We start from the raw sequence: 16,136 nt of genomic DNA on the forward strand, positions 1-16,136 counted from the left end.
TCGGCAGTAGTTGTTATGGGACGCATGTAACAGACGCGTGCAACAGGCGTGCAGCCGATGCGTATAACGAACACATCGACAAGCGCGCTTGGCAGCAGCGCGCACGCAACCGCCGTTAGCGGGACGGCGGCAGGATCAGGATGGCGCGGAAATCGTTGACGTTAGTGCGTGTCGGCCCGGTCATCAGCAAGGCGTCCAGTGCCTGGAAGTAACCGTAGCCATTGTTGTTGGCCAACTCATCCGCAGCCTTGAGGCCGAGGGCTTCGGCGCGGGCGTAGCTGTCCGGTGTCATCACGGCGCCGGCGTTGTCTTCCGAACCATCGATACCATCGGTGTCGCCGGCCAATGCGTACACGTTCGGCAGGCCCTGAAGGTTTTCCGTCAGGCTGAGAAGAAATTCCGCGTTGCGTCCGCCGCGTCCGTTGCCGCGCACGGTCACCGTGGTCTCGCCGCCGGAAAGAATCACGCAGGGCGGCGTGATCGGCTGGCCATGCAGGACCACTTGACGGGCAATGCCAGCATGAACCTTGGCGACCTCACGCGACTCGCCTTCCAGATCACCGAGAATCAGCGGCGTAACGCCGGCAGCGTGCGCTTTTTCGGCCGCCGCATCCAGCGATTGCTGGGGCCTTGCGATCAGCTGGAAATGGCTGCGTGATAGACATGGGTCGTTCGGCTTGACCGTCTCCGAACGCGGATCTTCAAGCCATGCGCGAACATTGGTCGGTATCTCGATGCTGTAACGGGCAAGTATTGCCAAGGCTTCGGCCGAAGTGGTCGGGTCGGCCACGGTAGGGCCTGAGGCGATTACCGTAGCCTCGTCGCCGGGTACATCGGAAATCGCATAGGTGTAAACGCTGGCCGGCCAGCAGGCCTTGGCCAGACGGCCGCCCTTTATCGCCGAGAGGTGTTTGCGTACGCAGTTCATCTCGCCAATGTGCGCGCCGGAACGCAGCAGCGCCTTGTTGATGGCCTGCTTGTCGGCGAGACTGATGCCCTCGGCCGGCAGCGCCAGCAGCGAGGAACCGCCGCCGGACAGCAGGAATATCACCCGGTCGCTTTCCTCAAGGTTGCTGACCATTTCCAGCACACGACGGGCGACGCGCTCGCCGGCATCGTCCGGTACCGGGTGTGCGGCTTCCACCACCTCGATCTTGCGACAATTGGCTCCGTGACCGTAGCGGGTTACTACCAGTCCGGAGAGCTCGCCCTGCCATGCTGCTTCGATAGCTTCGGCCATGGCGGCGGCCGCCTTGCCGGCACCGATGACGATGGCGCGCCCGCTACGGTCAGCCGGTAGATGATCGGCCAGCACCTGGCGCGGATGGGCGGCATCGATGGCGGCGGTGAACAGCTCGCGCAACAAGGCTTGCGGATCGAGGCTCATGTACAGCTCCTTCTAATGGGGTCTGGGGCCGATTCCAGACCTTAGTGCTCGGTTACGCAAGTAAAAAAGCAAGCACTAAGGTTTGGAATCGACCCGCCCGGCAATCGGGCCGTGACTCCTTCTGCCGAGCAGGTCGAAAGGGGTGCCGCCCGAAGGCGGCGAATGAACTGGTTGCTGAACGGAGCATTGCGTCGTGGGGGACTTGATTCCAAGCACTCCGCACAGCAGCCGGCTCATGACTTGCAAGTGGCGTTGAGCGCAGCGCTACCCTGCGTTGCTGTCTGGATCCAACACTGGATAGCGCGGCTCAACTCAACTCTGTTGCTTCGCGATCACTTCTTGCGGATCGAGAAATTGGCCATGTGCTCCAGGCCTTTGATCAGTGCCGAGTGGTCCCAGCCGCTGCCGCCGATGGCCGCGCAGGTGCTGAACACCTGCTGAGCGTTGGCGGTGTTGGGCAGGTTCAGACCCAGCTCGCGCGCGCCAGCCAGGGCAAGATTGAGGTCCTTCTGATGCAGGCTGATGCGGAAGCCTGGATCGAAAGTGCCCTTGATCATGCGCTCGCCATGAACTTCGAGGATCTTCGAGCTGGCGAAGCCACCCATCAGTGCCTCGCGAACGCGGGCCGGGTCGGCGCCGTTCTTGGCGGCGAACAGCAGCGCCTCGCCGACGGCCTGAATGTTCAGCGCGACGATGATCTGGTTGGCTACCTTGGCGGTCTGGCCGTCACCGTTCTCACCGACCAGGGTGATGTTTTTACCCATGGCCTGGAACAGGGGCAGGGCGCGAGCGAAGCTTTCTTCACTACCACCGACCATGATCGACAGGGAAGCGGCTTTGGCACCGACTTCACCACCAGATACCGGCGCGTCGAGATAGCGGGCACCCGTAGCGTTGATCTTCTCGGCGAACTGCTTGGTGGCGCTGGGGGAGATCGAGCTCATGTCGATCACCAGCTTGTTCGGGCCGACGCCCTCGGCGATGCCGTTCTCGCGGAACAGCACGTCTTCGACGTGCGGGGTGTCCGGCACCATGACGATGATGAACTCGGCTTCCTGAGCGACTTCCTTCGGGTTGGCCAGGGCTACGGCGCCTGCTTCAACCAGTGCTGCCGGGGCAGGGTCATGATGGGTGGAGATGAAAATGCTGTGGCCGGCTTTCTGCAGGTTTTGAGCCATGGGCAGGCCCATGATGCCGGTTCCGATAAATCCAATCTTAGCCATGAGTGTGTTCCTCTAATTCGTCTGGGTCGCTGAAAAAACTACCTGCGTTGACAATACATCGTTGAAAACAGCCCTCAGAATGCTCATTTCTTCGGTTGTCTTCGCCTCGTCTTGCCTGCCTCGCTTACGTTTTTCCAAGGGTTGCTAAATGGCGTTGTGCGCCTTCATCCAGCTGAGGCCGGCGGCGGTAGTGGTGGCCGGCTTGTACTCGCAGCCTACCCAGCCCTGATAACCGATGCGGTCCAGGTGCTCGAACAGGAAGCGGTAGTTGATCTCGCCGGTACCGGGTTCGTTGCGGCCCGGGTTGTCGGCCAGCTGCACGTGATTGATCGCTGCCAGGTTGGTTTCGATGGTCCGTGCCAGGTCACCTTCCATGATCTGCATGTGATAGATGTCGTACTGCAGGTACAGGTTGGTGCTGCCGACCTTGTCGCGAATCTCCAGCGCCTGCGAGGTGTTGTTGAGGAAGAAGCGCGGAATGTCGCGGGTGTTGATCATTTCCATGACCAGACGGATACCAGCGGCTTCCAGCTTCTTCGCGGCGTAGCGCAGGTTTTCGATGAAGGTAATTTCCAGCTTGCCAATGTCAGCACCCTTAGGGGCGATGCCAGCCAAGCAGTTGACCTGGGTATTGCCCAGAACCTTGGCGTAGGCGATGGCTTGGTCGACCCCAGCGCGGAATTCCTCGACTCGCTCCGGATCGCAGGCAACACCACGATCACCGTTGGCCCAGTCGCCGGCCGGCAGGTTGAACAGCACCTGAGTCAGGCCGTTGGCGTCCAGGCGTGCCTTGATCTCCTCGGCTGGGTAGTCGTAGGGGAACAGGTACTCGACACCGCTGAAGCCGGCTTCGGCAGCAGCGGCGAATCGATCGAGAAAATCCATCTCAGTGAACAGCATGGACAGGTTGGCGGCAAAACGGGGCATGGGTATCTCCTTGTCTGTAGGGACAATCCCCGAACGGGTTGGAAGCTACTGCTACCAGACCCGTCGGGGGTGTTGGTGGATGTGCTTCGCGACATCCACCCTACGTTCACTTGCGTAGGGTGGAAGATCGCGAAGCGCCTTCCACGCGTTTGGTTACGGTTGAATCAATCCAGCAAGCCGATCGCGGTCGGTGCATCTTCTCGGCCTTCAGCCAGCGCCTCGAATTCATTGATGGCGTCGATCTCGGTGCCCATGGCGATGTTGGTCACACGCTCAAGGATCACTTCGATCACCACCGGTACCTGGTGCTCGGCCATCCAGGCCTGGGCCTGTTCGATGGCCGGTTGCAGCTCTTCCTGGCGGAACACGCGGATCGCCTTGCAGCCCAGACCCTCGACCACCGCGACGTGATCGACGCCGTAGCCTTCCATGCCGCTCTGGTCGGCATTGATGTTCTCGAAGCCCAGCTGCACGCAGTAATCCATCTCGAAGCCGCGCTGTGCCTGGCGGATCAAGCCGAGGTAAGCGTTGTTCACCAGAATGTGGATGTAGGGCAGCTTGAACTGCGCACCTACCGCCAGCTCCTCGATCATGAACTGGAAGTCATAGTCGCCCGAGAGCGCCACTACCTTGCGTTGCGGATCAGCCGCAACCACGCCGAGCGCTGCAGGAATGGTCCAGCCGAGCGGGCCGGCCTGGCCACAGTTGATCCAGTGGCGCGGCTTGTAGACATGCAGGAACTGCGCGGCGGCGATCTGCGACAGACCGATGGTGCTGACGTAGCAGGCATCTTTGCCGAAGGCGTTGTTCATGCACTGGTATACGCGTTGCGGCTTCATCGGCACCGAGTCGAAGTGCGTCTTGCGCAGCAGGGTACGCTTGCGCTCCTGGCAGTCGGCGGCCCAGGCATTGCGATCCGGCAGCTTGCCAGCGGCCTTGCGCTCTTTGGCCACTTCGACGAACAGCTTCAGCGCGGCGCCAGCATCGGAAGTAATGCCGAAGTCCGGTGAGAATACTCGGCCGATTTGGGTCGGCTCGATATCCACGTGCACGAAGGTGCGGTCCTTGGTGTAGACCTCGACCGAACCGGTGTGGCGGTTGGCCCAACGGTTACCAATCCCGAGTACGAAATCCGAGGCCAGCATGTTGGCGTTGCCGTAACGGTGGCTGGTCTGCAAGCCGCACATACCGGCCATCAGCGGATGGTCATCGGGAATCGAGCCCCAGCCCATCAGGGTCGGGATCACCGGCACGCCAACTGCCTCGGCGAACTCAACCAGCAGCGCTTCGGCGCCGGCGTTGTAGATACCACCGCCCGCGACTATCAGCGGACGTTCGGCGGCGCAGAGCATGTCGATAGCTTTCTCGATCTGCTTGCGGGTGGCCGCTGGCTTGTAAACCGAAAGTGGCTCGTAGGTTTCTACGTCAAATTCGATTTCAGCCATCTGCACGTCGAACGGCAGATCGATCAGTACTGGGCCCGGACGACCGGAGCGCATTACGTGGAAGGCCTGCTGGAATACGCGAGGAACCAGTGCCGGCTCGCGTACAGTAACGGCCCACTTGGTTACCGGCTTGGCGATGGACTCGATATCCACTGCCTGGAAGTCTTCCTTGTACAGGCGTGCGCGCGGCGCCTGGCCAGTGATGCAGAGGATCGGGATGGAGTCGGCCCAGGCGGAATACAGCCCGGTGATCATGTCGGTGCCGGCCGGGCCGGAAGTGCCGATGCACACGCCGATGTTGCCAGCCTTGGTGCGGGTGTAACCCTCGGCCATGTGCGAGGCGCCTTCCACGTGGCGAGCCAGGATGTGGCGGATGCTACCGTCGGCGCGCAATGCGGAATACAGCGGGTTGATCGCGGCACCGGGGATGCCGAAGGCAGTATCGATGCCTTCCTTGCGCAACACCGCTACTGCGGCGTCAATTGCTCTCATTCGGGCCATGGATCATTCCTCCTGACGTTGACTCGATAGTTTTTATACGTGGCCCAAGCATGAAGCCGTAGATTGGATGGGGGAATTAGTCGAAACTTCAGTTCTGTCGATATCAGGAGTATCGAATGGATCGTTATACGTCCTTGCACAGCTTTGTGCTGGTGGCCGAATACGGCAGCTTTGCTGCGGCTGCGTTGAAGGAAGGTGTTACACCGGTGGTAATGGGGCGTCGGCTCGATGCGCTTGAGCGGCACCTGGGCGTCAAATTGATGCACCGCTCCACCCGCGGGCTGGCATTGACCGATCTCGGTGAGCAATATCTGGAGCGCGCACGCGGCCTGCTGAAGGATTTCGAGGAAGCGGACGCCAGCATCAGCCATCACCGTACTTCGGTGCGCGGGCATCTGGTGGTGTCGGCACCAGCTGCGTTTGGCCGGCGACATATCGGGCCGCACGCGCCAGCGTTTCAGGCGCGTTATCCGGATTTGCAGCTGTCGTTCAATTTCACCGACAGCGTGGTCGACCTGGTGCGTCACGGCTATGACATGGGCATTCGTATCGGTGAAGTGACCGACCCCAACTATGTCGCCATCAAACTGTTCCCCAATCGCCGAGTGGTCTGCGGTGCGCCGGATTATTTCGAGTTGCAGGGCGTACCGCGCACGCTCGAAGACCTGACGCGGCACAACTGCCTGGCGTTCAACCTGCAGGGTGGCCAGCAGCGCGGCTGGACCTTCCTGCGTGATGGCCGTCAGGTCGCGGTGAGAGTGGCTGGCAACCTCGACTGCAACGATGGCGAGCTGCTGTTCAATTGGGTCAAACAGGGGCTCGGCATCGGCTGGCGCTCGACCTGGGAAATCCAGGCTGAACTCAAGCGCGGCGAGCTGGTGACGGTGCTCGACGAATACGCATTGCCGGCCTATGACATTCAGGCAGTGTATCCGCAACAGCGCTATCTTCCGGCCAAGGTGCGCTTCTTCATCGACTACTTGAAGGCGATCTACAACGCGCCCGGCTATTGGGAAACCCGCTGAGACGACCACGATGTAGGGTGGGACGGGCGGCGCTCCGCTTCAGCCCACCGCATGGCCTGGCGGTTGGTCTGAAGCCTCTCGACCCTCGTGTTTGGCGCGTTTTTCGGTGGGCTAAAGCCCACCCTACCTCTGTGTGTTGCAGTTACGGCCAGGCCGGATACGCAGTTGTGTAGGGTGGGCTTCAGCCCACCGTCATCTTGCGAACGGCTCTACATCCGCCTGCTCGACGCGGAACCGGCTGGAAGCGAACCACGCCGCGCCACCGCGAGTCACAATAAGGTCATTCATCGGCGCGAGGCTTCTCGTGGATATCCTGAAAATCGCCACCTTCAACATCAACGGCATCCGCGCGCGCCGGACCAATCTGCTCGAATGGCTGGCCCGCGAAGAGCCCGATGTGGTCTGTCTGCAGGAGCTGAAGGCGCAGGACGCGGACTTTCCCATCGACGACATCCGCGCCGCCGGTTACGGCGCCATCTGGCACGGGCAGAAATCCTGGAATGGCGTGGCGATCCTCGCGCGTGGCGCCGATCCGCTGGAAATCCGCCGCGGCCTGCCCGGCGATCCGGACGATACGCATAGCCGATACCTTGAAGCGGCGGTGCACGGCGTGATCATCGCCTGCCTCTATTTGCCCAACGGCAATCCGCAGCCGGGGCCGAAGTTCGACTACAAGCTGAGCTGGTTCGAGCGCTTTATCGAGCACGCCGCCGGCTTGTTCGCCAACGGCCACCCGGTGGTGCTGGCCGGCGATTACAACGTGGTGCCTACTGACGAGGACATCTATAATCCGCGCTCCTGGACCAAGGACGCACTGCTGCAGCCGGAGAGCCGTGAGTGTTTCCAACGGCTGCTGGACCAGGGTTGGACCGACGCGCTACGCGCCAAGTACCCGGACGAGCGTATCTACACCTTCTGGGATTATTTTCGTCAGCACTGGCAAAAGAATTCCGGTCTGCGCATCGATCACCTGCTGTTGGGCGCCGATCTGGCGCCGCGGTTGGCCGACGCTGGCGTCGATCGTTGGGTGCGCGACCAGGAACACGCCAGCGATCACGCGCCAACCTGGGTGATCCTGCGTGGCGAGTCAGCGGCCGAAAAACCTGCGCCGAAGCGCGGCAAGACCAGGCGCAACCCAGATCAACCCTGACCGAAAGCGAACAATGCGGCACCTTCCGTCCTTATCCGATTCTGCAGGAGCCGTCTGACAACCATGCACCGCCCCCGTCGCGCCCCGGTCTGGATAGCCGCTTTGGCGGTGCTGCTGCATCTGTTCGCGATGCCGCTGATGGGTGCCGGCGCGCAGATGTCGGGCATGGTTGGGCATTGTCCAATGGGCGAGGCCAACCGGCACGATTCCTCCCATCTCGCCACGCATGACAGTCACGCGACTCCTATCGTCCACGCGTCGCATGACAGCGAACCGATGCCGAAGCCGGGCCCCGCACATCACATCGGTATGCCGTGTTGCTGCGCGGCGGGCTCGGCGTCGCTGGCTGCAATTCCCAACAGTACGCCGGAGCTGCACGAGCCGCGGCTGGTGCAGTTGGTTGTCCTTCCGGTCGTCATGGCGACGCCGCTGGCACCGCGTTTCCGCTGGCCCAGTCTTAATCCCCGCGCTTCTCCGCTCACCTGATCGTTCCAAAACTACTTGGGCCCCACCTAACTGCTGCGTGAGTACGGCTGGTGGCGGTGGTCCGTGTCGCCAACCCGAAGCGCTGGGTTGGCCATGTTTTCTCGATCGAGTGATTCTTCATGTCGTCATCCATTTCTGGTGCCCAGCCTGAAGCGCCACCCCTGGCATCCCGGGCGCAGCGACCGCTGCTGGCGCTGCTAATCCGCCTGCATCTCTACGTCGGCTTGTTCGTCGGGCCTTTCATCCTCGTCGCGGCCTTGAGCGGCTTGTTTTACGCGCTGACGCCACAGCTGGAAAACCAGCTCTACGCCGAACAGCTGTTTACCGATAGCACCGGTCCGTCGCTGCCCCTGGCGCGTCAGATCGAAGTCGCGCAAGCGCACATCGGCGAGGCGGCGACGCTTTCGGCGGTGCGCCCGGCACCGCAACCCGGCACAACCACGCGGGTGATGTTCAGCGCGCCGGGGTTGGCGCCGTCAGAAAGTCGAGCCGTGTTCATCGATCCGGTAACAGCCGACATCCGCGGTGATCTGGTCGTTTACGGCACCACAGGTGTGCTGCCATTGCGGACCTGGATCGATGAGTTCCATCGCAACCTGCTGTTGGGCGAGCTCGGCCGGATCTACAGCGAGCTGGCCGCATCCTGGCTATGGGTTGCGGCGCTGGGCGGACTGGCGCTCTGGGTTATTCGGCGCCGAAAGGCGAGCGTGGCCAGGACGCAACCCCTGCGCCGTTGGCATGCCACGCTGGGGCTATGGTTGCTGTTGGGGTTGCTGTTCTTCTCCGCCACTGGCCTGACGTGGTCGCGCTGGGCGGGGGGCAACATTGGCGTCGCGCGGGCGGCCTTCGGTATGTCCACGCCGAGCGTATCCACTGCGCTGACCGGCGAGGCGGCTACTCCTGCAGGTGAACATGCCCATCACGCCGGGATGCAAATGGCTTCGGCTGAGCCTGGCGACCTTGCCTTATTCGATGCTGTGCTGGCTGCTGCGCGCCGCGCCGGTATCGACGCCGGCAAGCTGGAAATCGTTCCGGCTGCAGGCCCTGATCGAGCCTGGACGGTGACCGAAATTGATCGCAGCTGGCCGACTCAGGTCGACGCGGTAGCCATCGATCCGCGCTCGCTGACGATCGCTGACCGCATCGATTTCGCCAGTTTCCCGCTGGCGGCAAAGCTGACGCGCTGGGGTATCGATGCGCACATGGGCTCGCTGTTCGGCCTGGCCAACCAACTGCTGCTTGCCGTCACCGCGCTCGGCCTGGTGACGCTGGTGAGCTGGGGTTACCTGATGTGGTGGCGCCGCCGTTCGCCTGTGCGCAAGCCCGGTGTGCTGCGGGCGCTGCGCGATCTGTCACCGACTGCTCGAGTAGTGACGGTGGGGCTTGCGGTGCTGTTCGGTTACTGCTTGCCGGTGCTTGGTGGCAGCCTGGTTCTGTTCCTCTTTGCCGAGTGGGTATTCGGCGGTATACGGCGCACCGATCGCGAAACCCTGCGCCAGCCGGGCTAAGCCTTCAGCGGCTGGGCTAAGCCTTCAGCGCTCGGCGGCGGCCTGCCAGCCACCGCCGAGTACCTGATAGAGACCAATCAGCGCATTGAGCTGGCTTTCGCGCAGTTGTACGGCGGTCAGCTCGGTATTGAATAGATTGCGCTGGGCGTCGAGGGTTTCCAGATACGACGAATAGCCAGCGCGGTAACGATCCTCGGCGAAGGTCAGCGACCGCTCGAGAATCTCGCGGCGAGCCTCGACGCGTGCGATCTGTTGCCGCAGATTGCCCACCGCCGAGAGGCTGTTCTCGACCTCGGCGAAAGCTTCCAGCGCAGTAGCGCGATAGGCGAAGGCCGCTTGATTGCGCTGCGCGACCGCGATGTTCACGCCCGCTTCCAGGCGCCCGGCGTCGAAGATCGGTGCCAGCACGCTGGCGCCTATATCCCAGACGCGGACCGGGTCGTAATCCAGTGAATTGACGAACAGCTGGCCGAAGCTGGCTGATACCTGTACCTGCGGCAGGAAGCGGTCGCGCTGGGCTTGCAGGTTGAGGTCGCTGGCCGCCAGCAACAGTTCGGCCTGATGAATATCCGGCCGCCGCCGCAGCAATTCCGAGGGTAATACGCCGGGCACACCCGGCGGTTCGATGGCGAGCAGCCCGGCGCCGCGCTGCACCGCGCCCGGTAGCGCCCCGGTGAGCAGACGCAAGGCATGTTCCTGCTCGCGAATCGCCTGCTGCAGCTGAGGCAGTAATTGAGCCGCGGCTTCGTATTCGGATTGTGCCTGGGTCAGCTCCAGCTGCGAGGTGTAGCCGAGGCTGGCGCGATCTTCGGCGACACCCAGCGCCTGCAGGCGCGACTCAACGGTGTCGCGGGTCACGGACAGCTGCCGGTCCAGCGACAACAGCGAGACATAGGCACGTGCCGTGGTGCTGGCGACGGCCAGCCGCACTGCGTCGCGTTCGGCCTCGCTGGCCTGATATTGCAGTTCCGCGGCTTCGCGCAGACGCCGTAGCCGGCCCCAGATATCCAGCTCGTAAGACACCTGCAGCGAGGGTTGCACCGCCGTGGTGTGGGCGATGCCGAGCACGCTGAGCTCGCGCGTGCGTTGCGCCCCCAGCACCGCGTCGAGACTCGGCAGCAGTGAGGCATGGGACAGGCGGATCTGTTCGCGTGCCTGTTCGACCCGCGACGCGGCGATCAGCACGTCGGTGTTATGTGCTAGCGCCGCTTCGACCAGTGTCGTCAGCTGCGGATCACCAAACGCCTGCCACCAGATCGCGGAGATTTCGGCGGTGCGCGCCGCGTCCTCGCGCCATTGCGTGGGCGGGGTGAATGCAGCCTCGGGCGGCAGCGGCTGCCGCGGCGGCATGCAGCCGGCCAGCGTTATCAGCAACAGGCCCGACAGTAATCTCGGAACGCGAAACTGACGATTCATCGCCTGTCGTCCGTGGCCGTTTCGGCGGTTGTGGCGTCGCCGCTGGTATTCACGTGCGTGACCACCGATAGCCCTGGCCGCAAGTGTTGGCTCAGCGGCTGGTCCGGATCAATGGAAATGCGCACCGGTATCCGCTGCACCACCTTGGTGAAGTTGCCGGTGGCGTTATCCGGACGCAGAACGCTGAATTCAGACCCGGTGGCAGGCGCCAAACGCTGTATGTGTCCGCTCAGGCGCGCACCGTCCAGTGCGTCGACTTCGATCGACACCGGCTGGCCTGGGCGCATGGCAAAAGTCTGGGTTTCCTTGTAATTGGCAATGACCCAAAGCTGCTCCGGAACTAGATAGAGCAGCTGCGAGCCGGCCGCGACATATTGGCCCTGGCGCACCGTAACTTCGCTGACCCGGCCGTCGCGTGGCGCCTCGATGACTGTGTTGTCCAGGTCAATCTGGGCCCGCTTCAATGCCGCTTCGGCAATTTCCACCTGCGCCTGAAGGCCGCCGCGCGAGACTTCGCTGGCCTTCAAGGTCTGTTCGGCAATGGCGATGGCGGCTTGGGCCTGCTTCACGTTTGCTGCTGCGGCGCGAGCGCTGGCGCGGATCTGATCGCGCTCGCGAATCGAGACCGAGCCACGTTCGGCCAGCTCGTTGACGCGTTTTTCGTCGGCGAGAGCGCGTTGCAGTTCCGCTTCGGCGGCGGACAACTCGGCGCGGCGTGACGCCAGCGTCGCGCGATTGGAAGCCAGGGTCTGTTCGAGGTTTTCTAGCCCGAAACGCTGCGCGGCCAGCTCGGCACGGCGCTGCTCGACCAGTTGGCGATACTGTCGATCATCGATGCGTACCAGCGGTTGACCGCGCGCGACTTGCTCGAAATCCTGTACCAGCACCTCGGTGACGTAACCGTTGACCTGCGGCGCGAGCACGGTGATTTGCCCGCGCACATAGGCGTTTTCAGTGACCGCGACTCGGCCGCTGAAAGGCCACAGCTGCCAGGCGTAGAGAATCGCCAGAACGCCAGCGAGCGCGACCAACGCCATCAGCATGACCGAGCGACGGCTCGGTTTGATCGTCTTCGGCGGATCGTCCGGCGCTGGGCCGGCGTCGGTCACAGCGGCGGAAGCCTGCGGTGGCTGGGCTGTTTGCAAGGTTTCTTCTTCGTCGGGTCGTTTGGTTTCACTCATGGAGGCGGAGCATTCCTGTTCTGCCGCGCAAGGCGCAGGGTGTGATAGAGCGTCCAGCCGAACACGCCGATGGCGAGCGTGCCGATCAGCCGGAAGACATCATTGAAGGCCAGCACGTTGGCTTCGCGGGTGACGGTCTGGCTCAGCTGCCCCGCGCTCTGCGCCTGGCGCAGCTGCGGGTCGCTCTGGCGCGGCGCCAGCGCCTGGCTCTGGGCCTGCAGCCGCTGCGCGACACGCGGATCGCCCGGCACCACCTGCTCGGTCAGGTGACTGGAATGGTATTTCTCGCGAATAACCTGGTAGCTGCCGAACAGCGCCGGCGCCGCCAGCCCGCCGAGGCTTTGAGTCATGGTGAACAAGACGATGAAGGTCACCAGATAATTCGGCCCGTTGCGTAGCGCCTTGCCGATGCCGGTGATCAGCAGCGGACCGAGGAACATGCCGCTGGCGAAAGCCAGCAGGCCCTGACTAAGGAACATGTCGTGCGGGCGAGTCAGGTTGGTGGCATCGATGTCCAGAAAGCTGGCGACCGCGATCAACACGATCGACAGCAATATTTGCGGCAGGGCGGTGGTCGGGCTGAAGGTCATGGCGCTGCCGGCGATACCCATGCTCAACCCGAGCAGAATCACTGCATACAGCGGCTGCAGCTGTTCAGTGCCCATTCCTAGCGTTTGCAGCAGGCCGACCGCGCCGTAGGTCTGCTCCGATAAAATCAGGCGCAGGGCGAGCGCGCCGAAGGCGAAGCGCAGCATTTCCGCCGTGCCGAGCCAGCGGGTGTGCAGCAACGGATTGCGTCGGTGATGTTCGATCATGAAGGCCGTGCACATCAGCACCAGCGCGGCTATCAGTGCATAGCCGAGCCAGGGTTGCTCGGTCCACCAGAGTATCCGTCCCTGGACCAGCACCGCAGCGATCAGCGCCAGCGCCGGGGCGAGCAGGGCAAAGGTGAGAAAATCCAGCGGCTCGAAGACCTTGATGCGTTCGCCCAAGGGCAGCTTGAGCACGACCACCGCCGCCAGCGAGCAAAGCGCCAGGCCGCTTTCGAACACATAGAGACGGTGCCATTCGCCCATGTCCAGCAATGCCGGTGACATCAGCCAGGCCAGAGGCGTGCCCAGTTGGCTGATACCGAACCCGATAATTACCGCTTTTGGCAGGTCCGCTTTGCGAAACGCCTGCAGCATGTAGAACAGCCCCAGGGACGAGGTGGTGGCGGCCGCCAGCCCGCTGGCAGCCCGCACGAAGATTGCCATTTCCAGCCCTTCGATGAAGACGTGGGCGATGCTCAGCAACGCATAGAGCGTCAGGCCGATCTCGGCGAAGCGGCGCAGGCCGTACTGCTGGCGGAACTTGATCATCAACAGGTTGGCGGAAACGTTGACCATGAAGTACGCCGCAGGCAGCCAGGCGGCTTGCGACGGCGTCAGGCCAAGGTCGCCCTGAATGCTCGGCAGGTTGGCGATGAACAGCGCGTTGCCCAGGCCCCCGGTCAGCCCGACCAGCACGGCGACGCAGGCATAGGCGATGCGCATCGGCATCGGATGCAGCAGGATCGCCGGCGAACCGGGCATGGATGGGCGTTCATGGGGTTCCCAACGGGGAACGGGTGCGAGGTATTCCGGCATGTTTCGCAGGGCTCGACGGCGATGAACAGGGTTGTGTGTGCTCCTGCCGAGTCGGCAGACATTCTTGGGACAATCGCGAGCAGGAAACGGTTGGCCACACTTTGCGTTAGCGTGGCAAAAAAGCGGCTCACCAGAAGCCAGCTCCTGCTCCAGTTCCCGTTTCGTCGCGTCGTGATCCTGATGCCTACCACGCCACTCTTACCATTGGGCGAACACTGCGTCGCCGGAATTGACGCAGGTTAATGCCTGTGCAAAAGTCGATACTAGGTAGTAAAGCGAAATGCTGTTTCGCATTGCGAAACAGCGTGGGAAAGATCGAAATTCGTCATTACCGCTATAAGAACGACAACAGGGTCAGGAAGAATTGCCATGCGTACCAGCCATCACACGGGCGTGCCCGCTTTTAGCAGGCCGTCGCCTGCCAGCCAGAAATTCCCGTCCTTGCCGGATCGGTTACACCAGAGCGAGGTGTGCTGATGGCTCTGTCACAATCGATGACTGCGCCGGACGAAATGATCAATGGCCGCTGGGCCAGCGAGCTGATCGCCGAGCTGCCGCAGCGCCTGAGCACAGGGGTGCTGGAACGTGCAGATCGCACGCCCGGACTTCAGGCGCTGGTTGATGGCGAGGTGCGCTGGAGCTATGCCGAGCTGGCCGAAGAAGTTCGTGCTGCAACGGTCTGGCTGAAGGCGCTTGGGGTGCGTCCGGGCGATCGTCTGATGAGCGTCGGTGAAAATTGCCGCGCGTTGGTGGTGCTCTTGCTCGCCGCGAGCGAACTCGACGCCTGGTTGGCCATTGTCAACGCGCGACTGTCAGGCGCCGAGGTGGACGCAATCCGCGAGAACTGCGAGCCACGACGAGTTTTCTATACCACCGGCGTATCCCCGGAAGCCTGTGAGCATGGCCAGCGTCACGCAGCCGAGCATTTCGCACATCCTCGGCTTGGTGAGCTGATGATCGGCGCGCTTGCGGAGGCCGAGTCCGAACCGGTGTACGCCAGCGGTGCCGAGCAGGTTGCGGCGATGATCTACACCTCGGGCACCACCGGTACGCCCAAGGGCGTGATGCTGACCCACCGTGGCATCCTCTATATCGCCTCGATCTCCGGCGGTATGCGTCGTCTCACTGAGGGCCAGCGCGTCTACGGTGTGCTGCCGATGTCGCATATTTTCGGCCTGGCTTCGGTGTGCATGGGTTCGCTATACAACGGTGCCTGTCTGTTTCCGGTGCCGCGTTTCGAGCCGGCAGCGTTGTTGCAGGCGCTGGGTGAGGAGCGCATCACCGTGTTGCAGGGTGTGCCGGCCATGTATGCACGACTGCTCGAATACCTAAAGCAGCAGAATCTGACGCTGCAGGCACCAGCACTGATCTACATGTCCGCCGGCGGCTCGCCATTGGATGGTGAGACCAAGCGGCGTGTCGAGGCCTGCTTCGGCATGACGCTGCACAACGGCTACGGCCTTACCGAGGCCAGCCCGACCATCAGCCAGACCCGTATTGAAGACCGCCACACCAGCACCACCGTCGGTCGCGTGCTGCCGATGCTCGAGTACCGCCTCGAACCGCTGCAGCGCGCTGACGTCGAGGCACCGGAAACCGGCGAGCTATGGATTCGCGGCCCTAACGTCATGCGTGGCTATTTCCGCCAGCCGGAGGCGACCCGTGCCTGTCTGGACGAGGACGGCTGGCTGAACACGGGCGACATAGCCCGCGTCGACGAGCGCGGCGAGCTGTTCATCGTCGGTCGCAGCAAGGAATTGATCATTCGCTCGGGCTTCAATATTTACCCACCGGATGTCGAGGCAGTGCTCAACTCGCATCCGCAGGTCACGTTGTCGGCGGTGGTCGGCCGACAGATTCCCGGCAACGAGGAGGTAGTCGCCTTCGTCCAGTGTGCCGCGGGTGCCGACCTGAGCGAGGCCGGGCTACTGAGCTTCGCTGCCGAGCGGTTGGCGCCCTACAAGCGGCCCTGCCAGGTCGTGATGGTCGAAGCGTTGCCTGCGACCGCCACCGGAAAGATCCTCAAGGGACAGTTGCGCCAGCGCGCCCAGACCATGCCCAGCCCATCGGCGACGCGCAGCTCGGCTGGCTGAACGCAACCGGTAACGAAAAGCGCCCCGACTGGTTCGGGGCGCTTTTTTCGTTGCGGGGATTAGCGTGAGAGGCAAGTCGCCGCATCATTCGCTTCGACAAACGATGCGACGGCCGCTTTCAATCAGACCGAGGGCGCCGGGGTTGGCGCAGTAACACACCAAAGAT

General features: G+C 62.8%; 12 protein-coding genes. 5 read left to right on the forward strand and 7 right to left on the reverse strand.

Annotated elements, in window-relative coordinates:
• Positions 1-115: 115 nt before the first annotated feature.
• The 4 genes from NAV33_RS15330 to gcl form a co-directional block, all read right to left on the reverse strand.
• The gene (locus NAV33_RS15330) at positions 116-1,387 is read right to left on the reverse strand and encodes a glycerate kinase type-2 family protein (protein ID WP_255981534.1); all 1,272 of its coding nucleotides are present in this window, start codon (positions 1,385-1,387) and stop codon (positions 116-118) included.
• Between the two features lie 332 nt (positions 1,388-1,719).
• On the reverse strand, positions 1,720-2,610 hold the full coding sequence (locus NAV33_RS15335) for a 2-hydroxy-3-oxopropionate reductase (RefSeq protein ID WP_255981536.1): 891 nt from the start codon (positions 2,608-2,610) through the stop codon (positions 1,720-1,722).
• 144 nt (positions 2,611-2,754) lie between these two features.
• The gene (gene hyi, locus NAV33_RS15340) at positions 2,755-3,537 is read right to left on the reverse strand and encodes a hydroxypyruvate isomerase (RefSeq protein ID WP_255981538.1); all 783 of its coding nucleotides are present in this window, start codon (positions 3,535-3,537) and stop codon (positions 2,755-2,757) included.
• A gap of 164 nt (positions 3,538-3,701) precedes the next feature.
• Positions 3,702-5,483 (reverse strand): glyoxylate carboligase, encoded by a 1,782-nt coding sequence (gene gcl / locus NAV33_RS15345; protein WP_255981540.1) that lies wholly within the window; start codon positions 5,481-5,483, stop codon positions 3,702-3,704.
• A 116-nt stretch (positions 5,484-5,599) separates the two neighbouring features.
• Here gcl and NAV33_RS15350 point away from each other — a divergent pair, with 116 nt between their 5' ends.
• The 4 genes from NAV33_RS15350 to NAV33_RS15365 all read left to right on the forward strand — a co-directional run bounded on the left by NAV33_RS15350 (position 5,600) and on the right by NAV33_RS15365 (position 9,652).
• Complete coding sequence (locus tag NAV33_RS15350; protein ID WP_255981542.1) at positions 5,600-6,508, forward strand: LysR family transcriptional regulator; 909 nt, start codon at positions 5,600-5,602, stop codon at positions 6,506-6,508.
• A gap of 304 nt (positions 6,509-6,812) precedes the next feature.
• Positions 6,813-7,658, forward strand: a complete 846-nt coding sequence (gene xth, locus NAV33_RS15355; protein ID WP_255981544.1) for an exodeoxyribonuclease III — start codon at positions 6,813-6,815, stop codon at positions 7,656-7,658.
• A 102-nt stretch (positions 7,659-7,760) separates the two neighbouring features.
• The gene (locus NAV33_RS15360; protein ID WP_272887380.1) at positions 7,761-8,144 is read left to right on the forward strand and encodes a DUF2946 domain-containing protein; all 384 of its coding nucleotides are present in this window, start codon (positions 7,761-7,763) and stop codon (positions 8,142-8,144) included.
• A gap of 119 nt (positions 8,145-8,263) precedes the next feature.
• Positions 8,264-9,652, forward strand: coding sequence for a PepSY-associated TM helix domain-containing protein (locus tag NAV33_RS15365; RefSeq protein WP_255981546.1), 1,389 nt, complete (start codon positions 8,264-8,266; stop codon positions 9,650-9,652).
• A 24-nt stretch (positions 9,653-9,676) separates the two neighbouring features.
• On the opposite strand, the gene NAV33_RS15370 is transcribed toward NAV33_RS15365, so the two are convergent.
• The 3 genes from NAV33_RS15370 to NAV33_RS15380 are packed head-to-tail and all read right to left on the reverse strand — an operon-like array spanning position 9,677 to position 13,823.
• The gene (locus NAV33_RS15370) at positions 9,677-11,068 is read right to left on the reverse strand and encodes an efflux transporter outer membrane subunit (RefSeq protein WP_255981548.1); all 1,392 of its coding nucleotides are present in this window, start codon (positions 11,066-11,068) and stop codon (positions 9,677-9,679) included.
• Positions 11,065-12,249: an HlyD family secretion protein gene (locus tag NAV33_RS15375; RefSeq protein ID WP_255981550.1), complete on the reverse strand. Its 1,185-nt coding sequence runs from the start codon at positions 12,247-12,249 to the stop codon at positions 11,065-11,067. Before NAV33_RS15375 ends, NAV33_RS15370 begins: the two co-directional genes overlap by 4 nt.
• A complete protein-coding gene (locus tag NAV33_RS15380) occupies positions 12,246-13,823 on the reverse strand; it encodes an MFS transporter (RefSeq protein ID WP_255981552.1) in 1,578 nt (525 codons plus the stop codon). Before NAV33_RS15380 ends, NAV33_RS15375 begins: the two co-directional genes overlap by 4 nt.
• Before the next feature lie 530 nt (positions 13,824-14,353).
• On the opposite strand from NAV33_RS15380, the gene NAV33_RS15385 reads away from it, so the two are divergent.
• A complete protein-coding gene (locus NAV33_RS15385) occupies positions 14,354-15,970 on the forward strand; it encodes a class I adenylate-forming enzyme family protein (RefSeq protein ID WP_255981554.1) in 1,617 nt (538 codons plus the stop codon).
• Positions 15,971-16,136: the final 166 nt, after the last annotated feature.

Origin of the sequence: Stutzerimonas stutzeri (assembly GCF_024448715.1) — a bacterium.
Lineage (GTDB): Bacteria > Pseudomonadota > Gammaproteobacteria > Pseudomonadales > Pseudomonadaceae > Stutzerimonas > Stutzerimonas stutzeri_AR.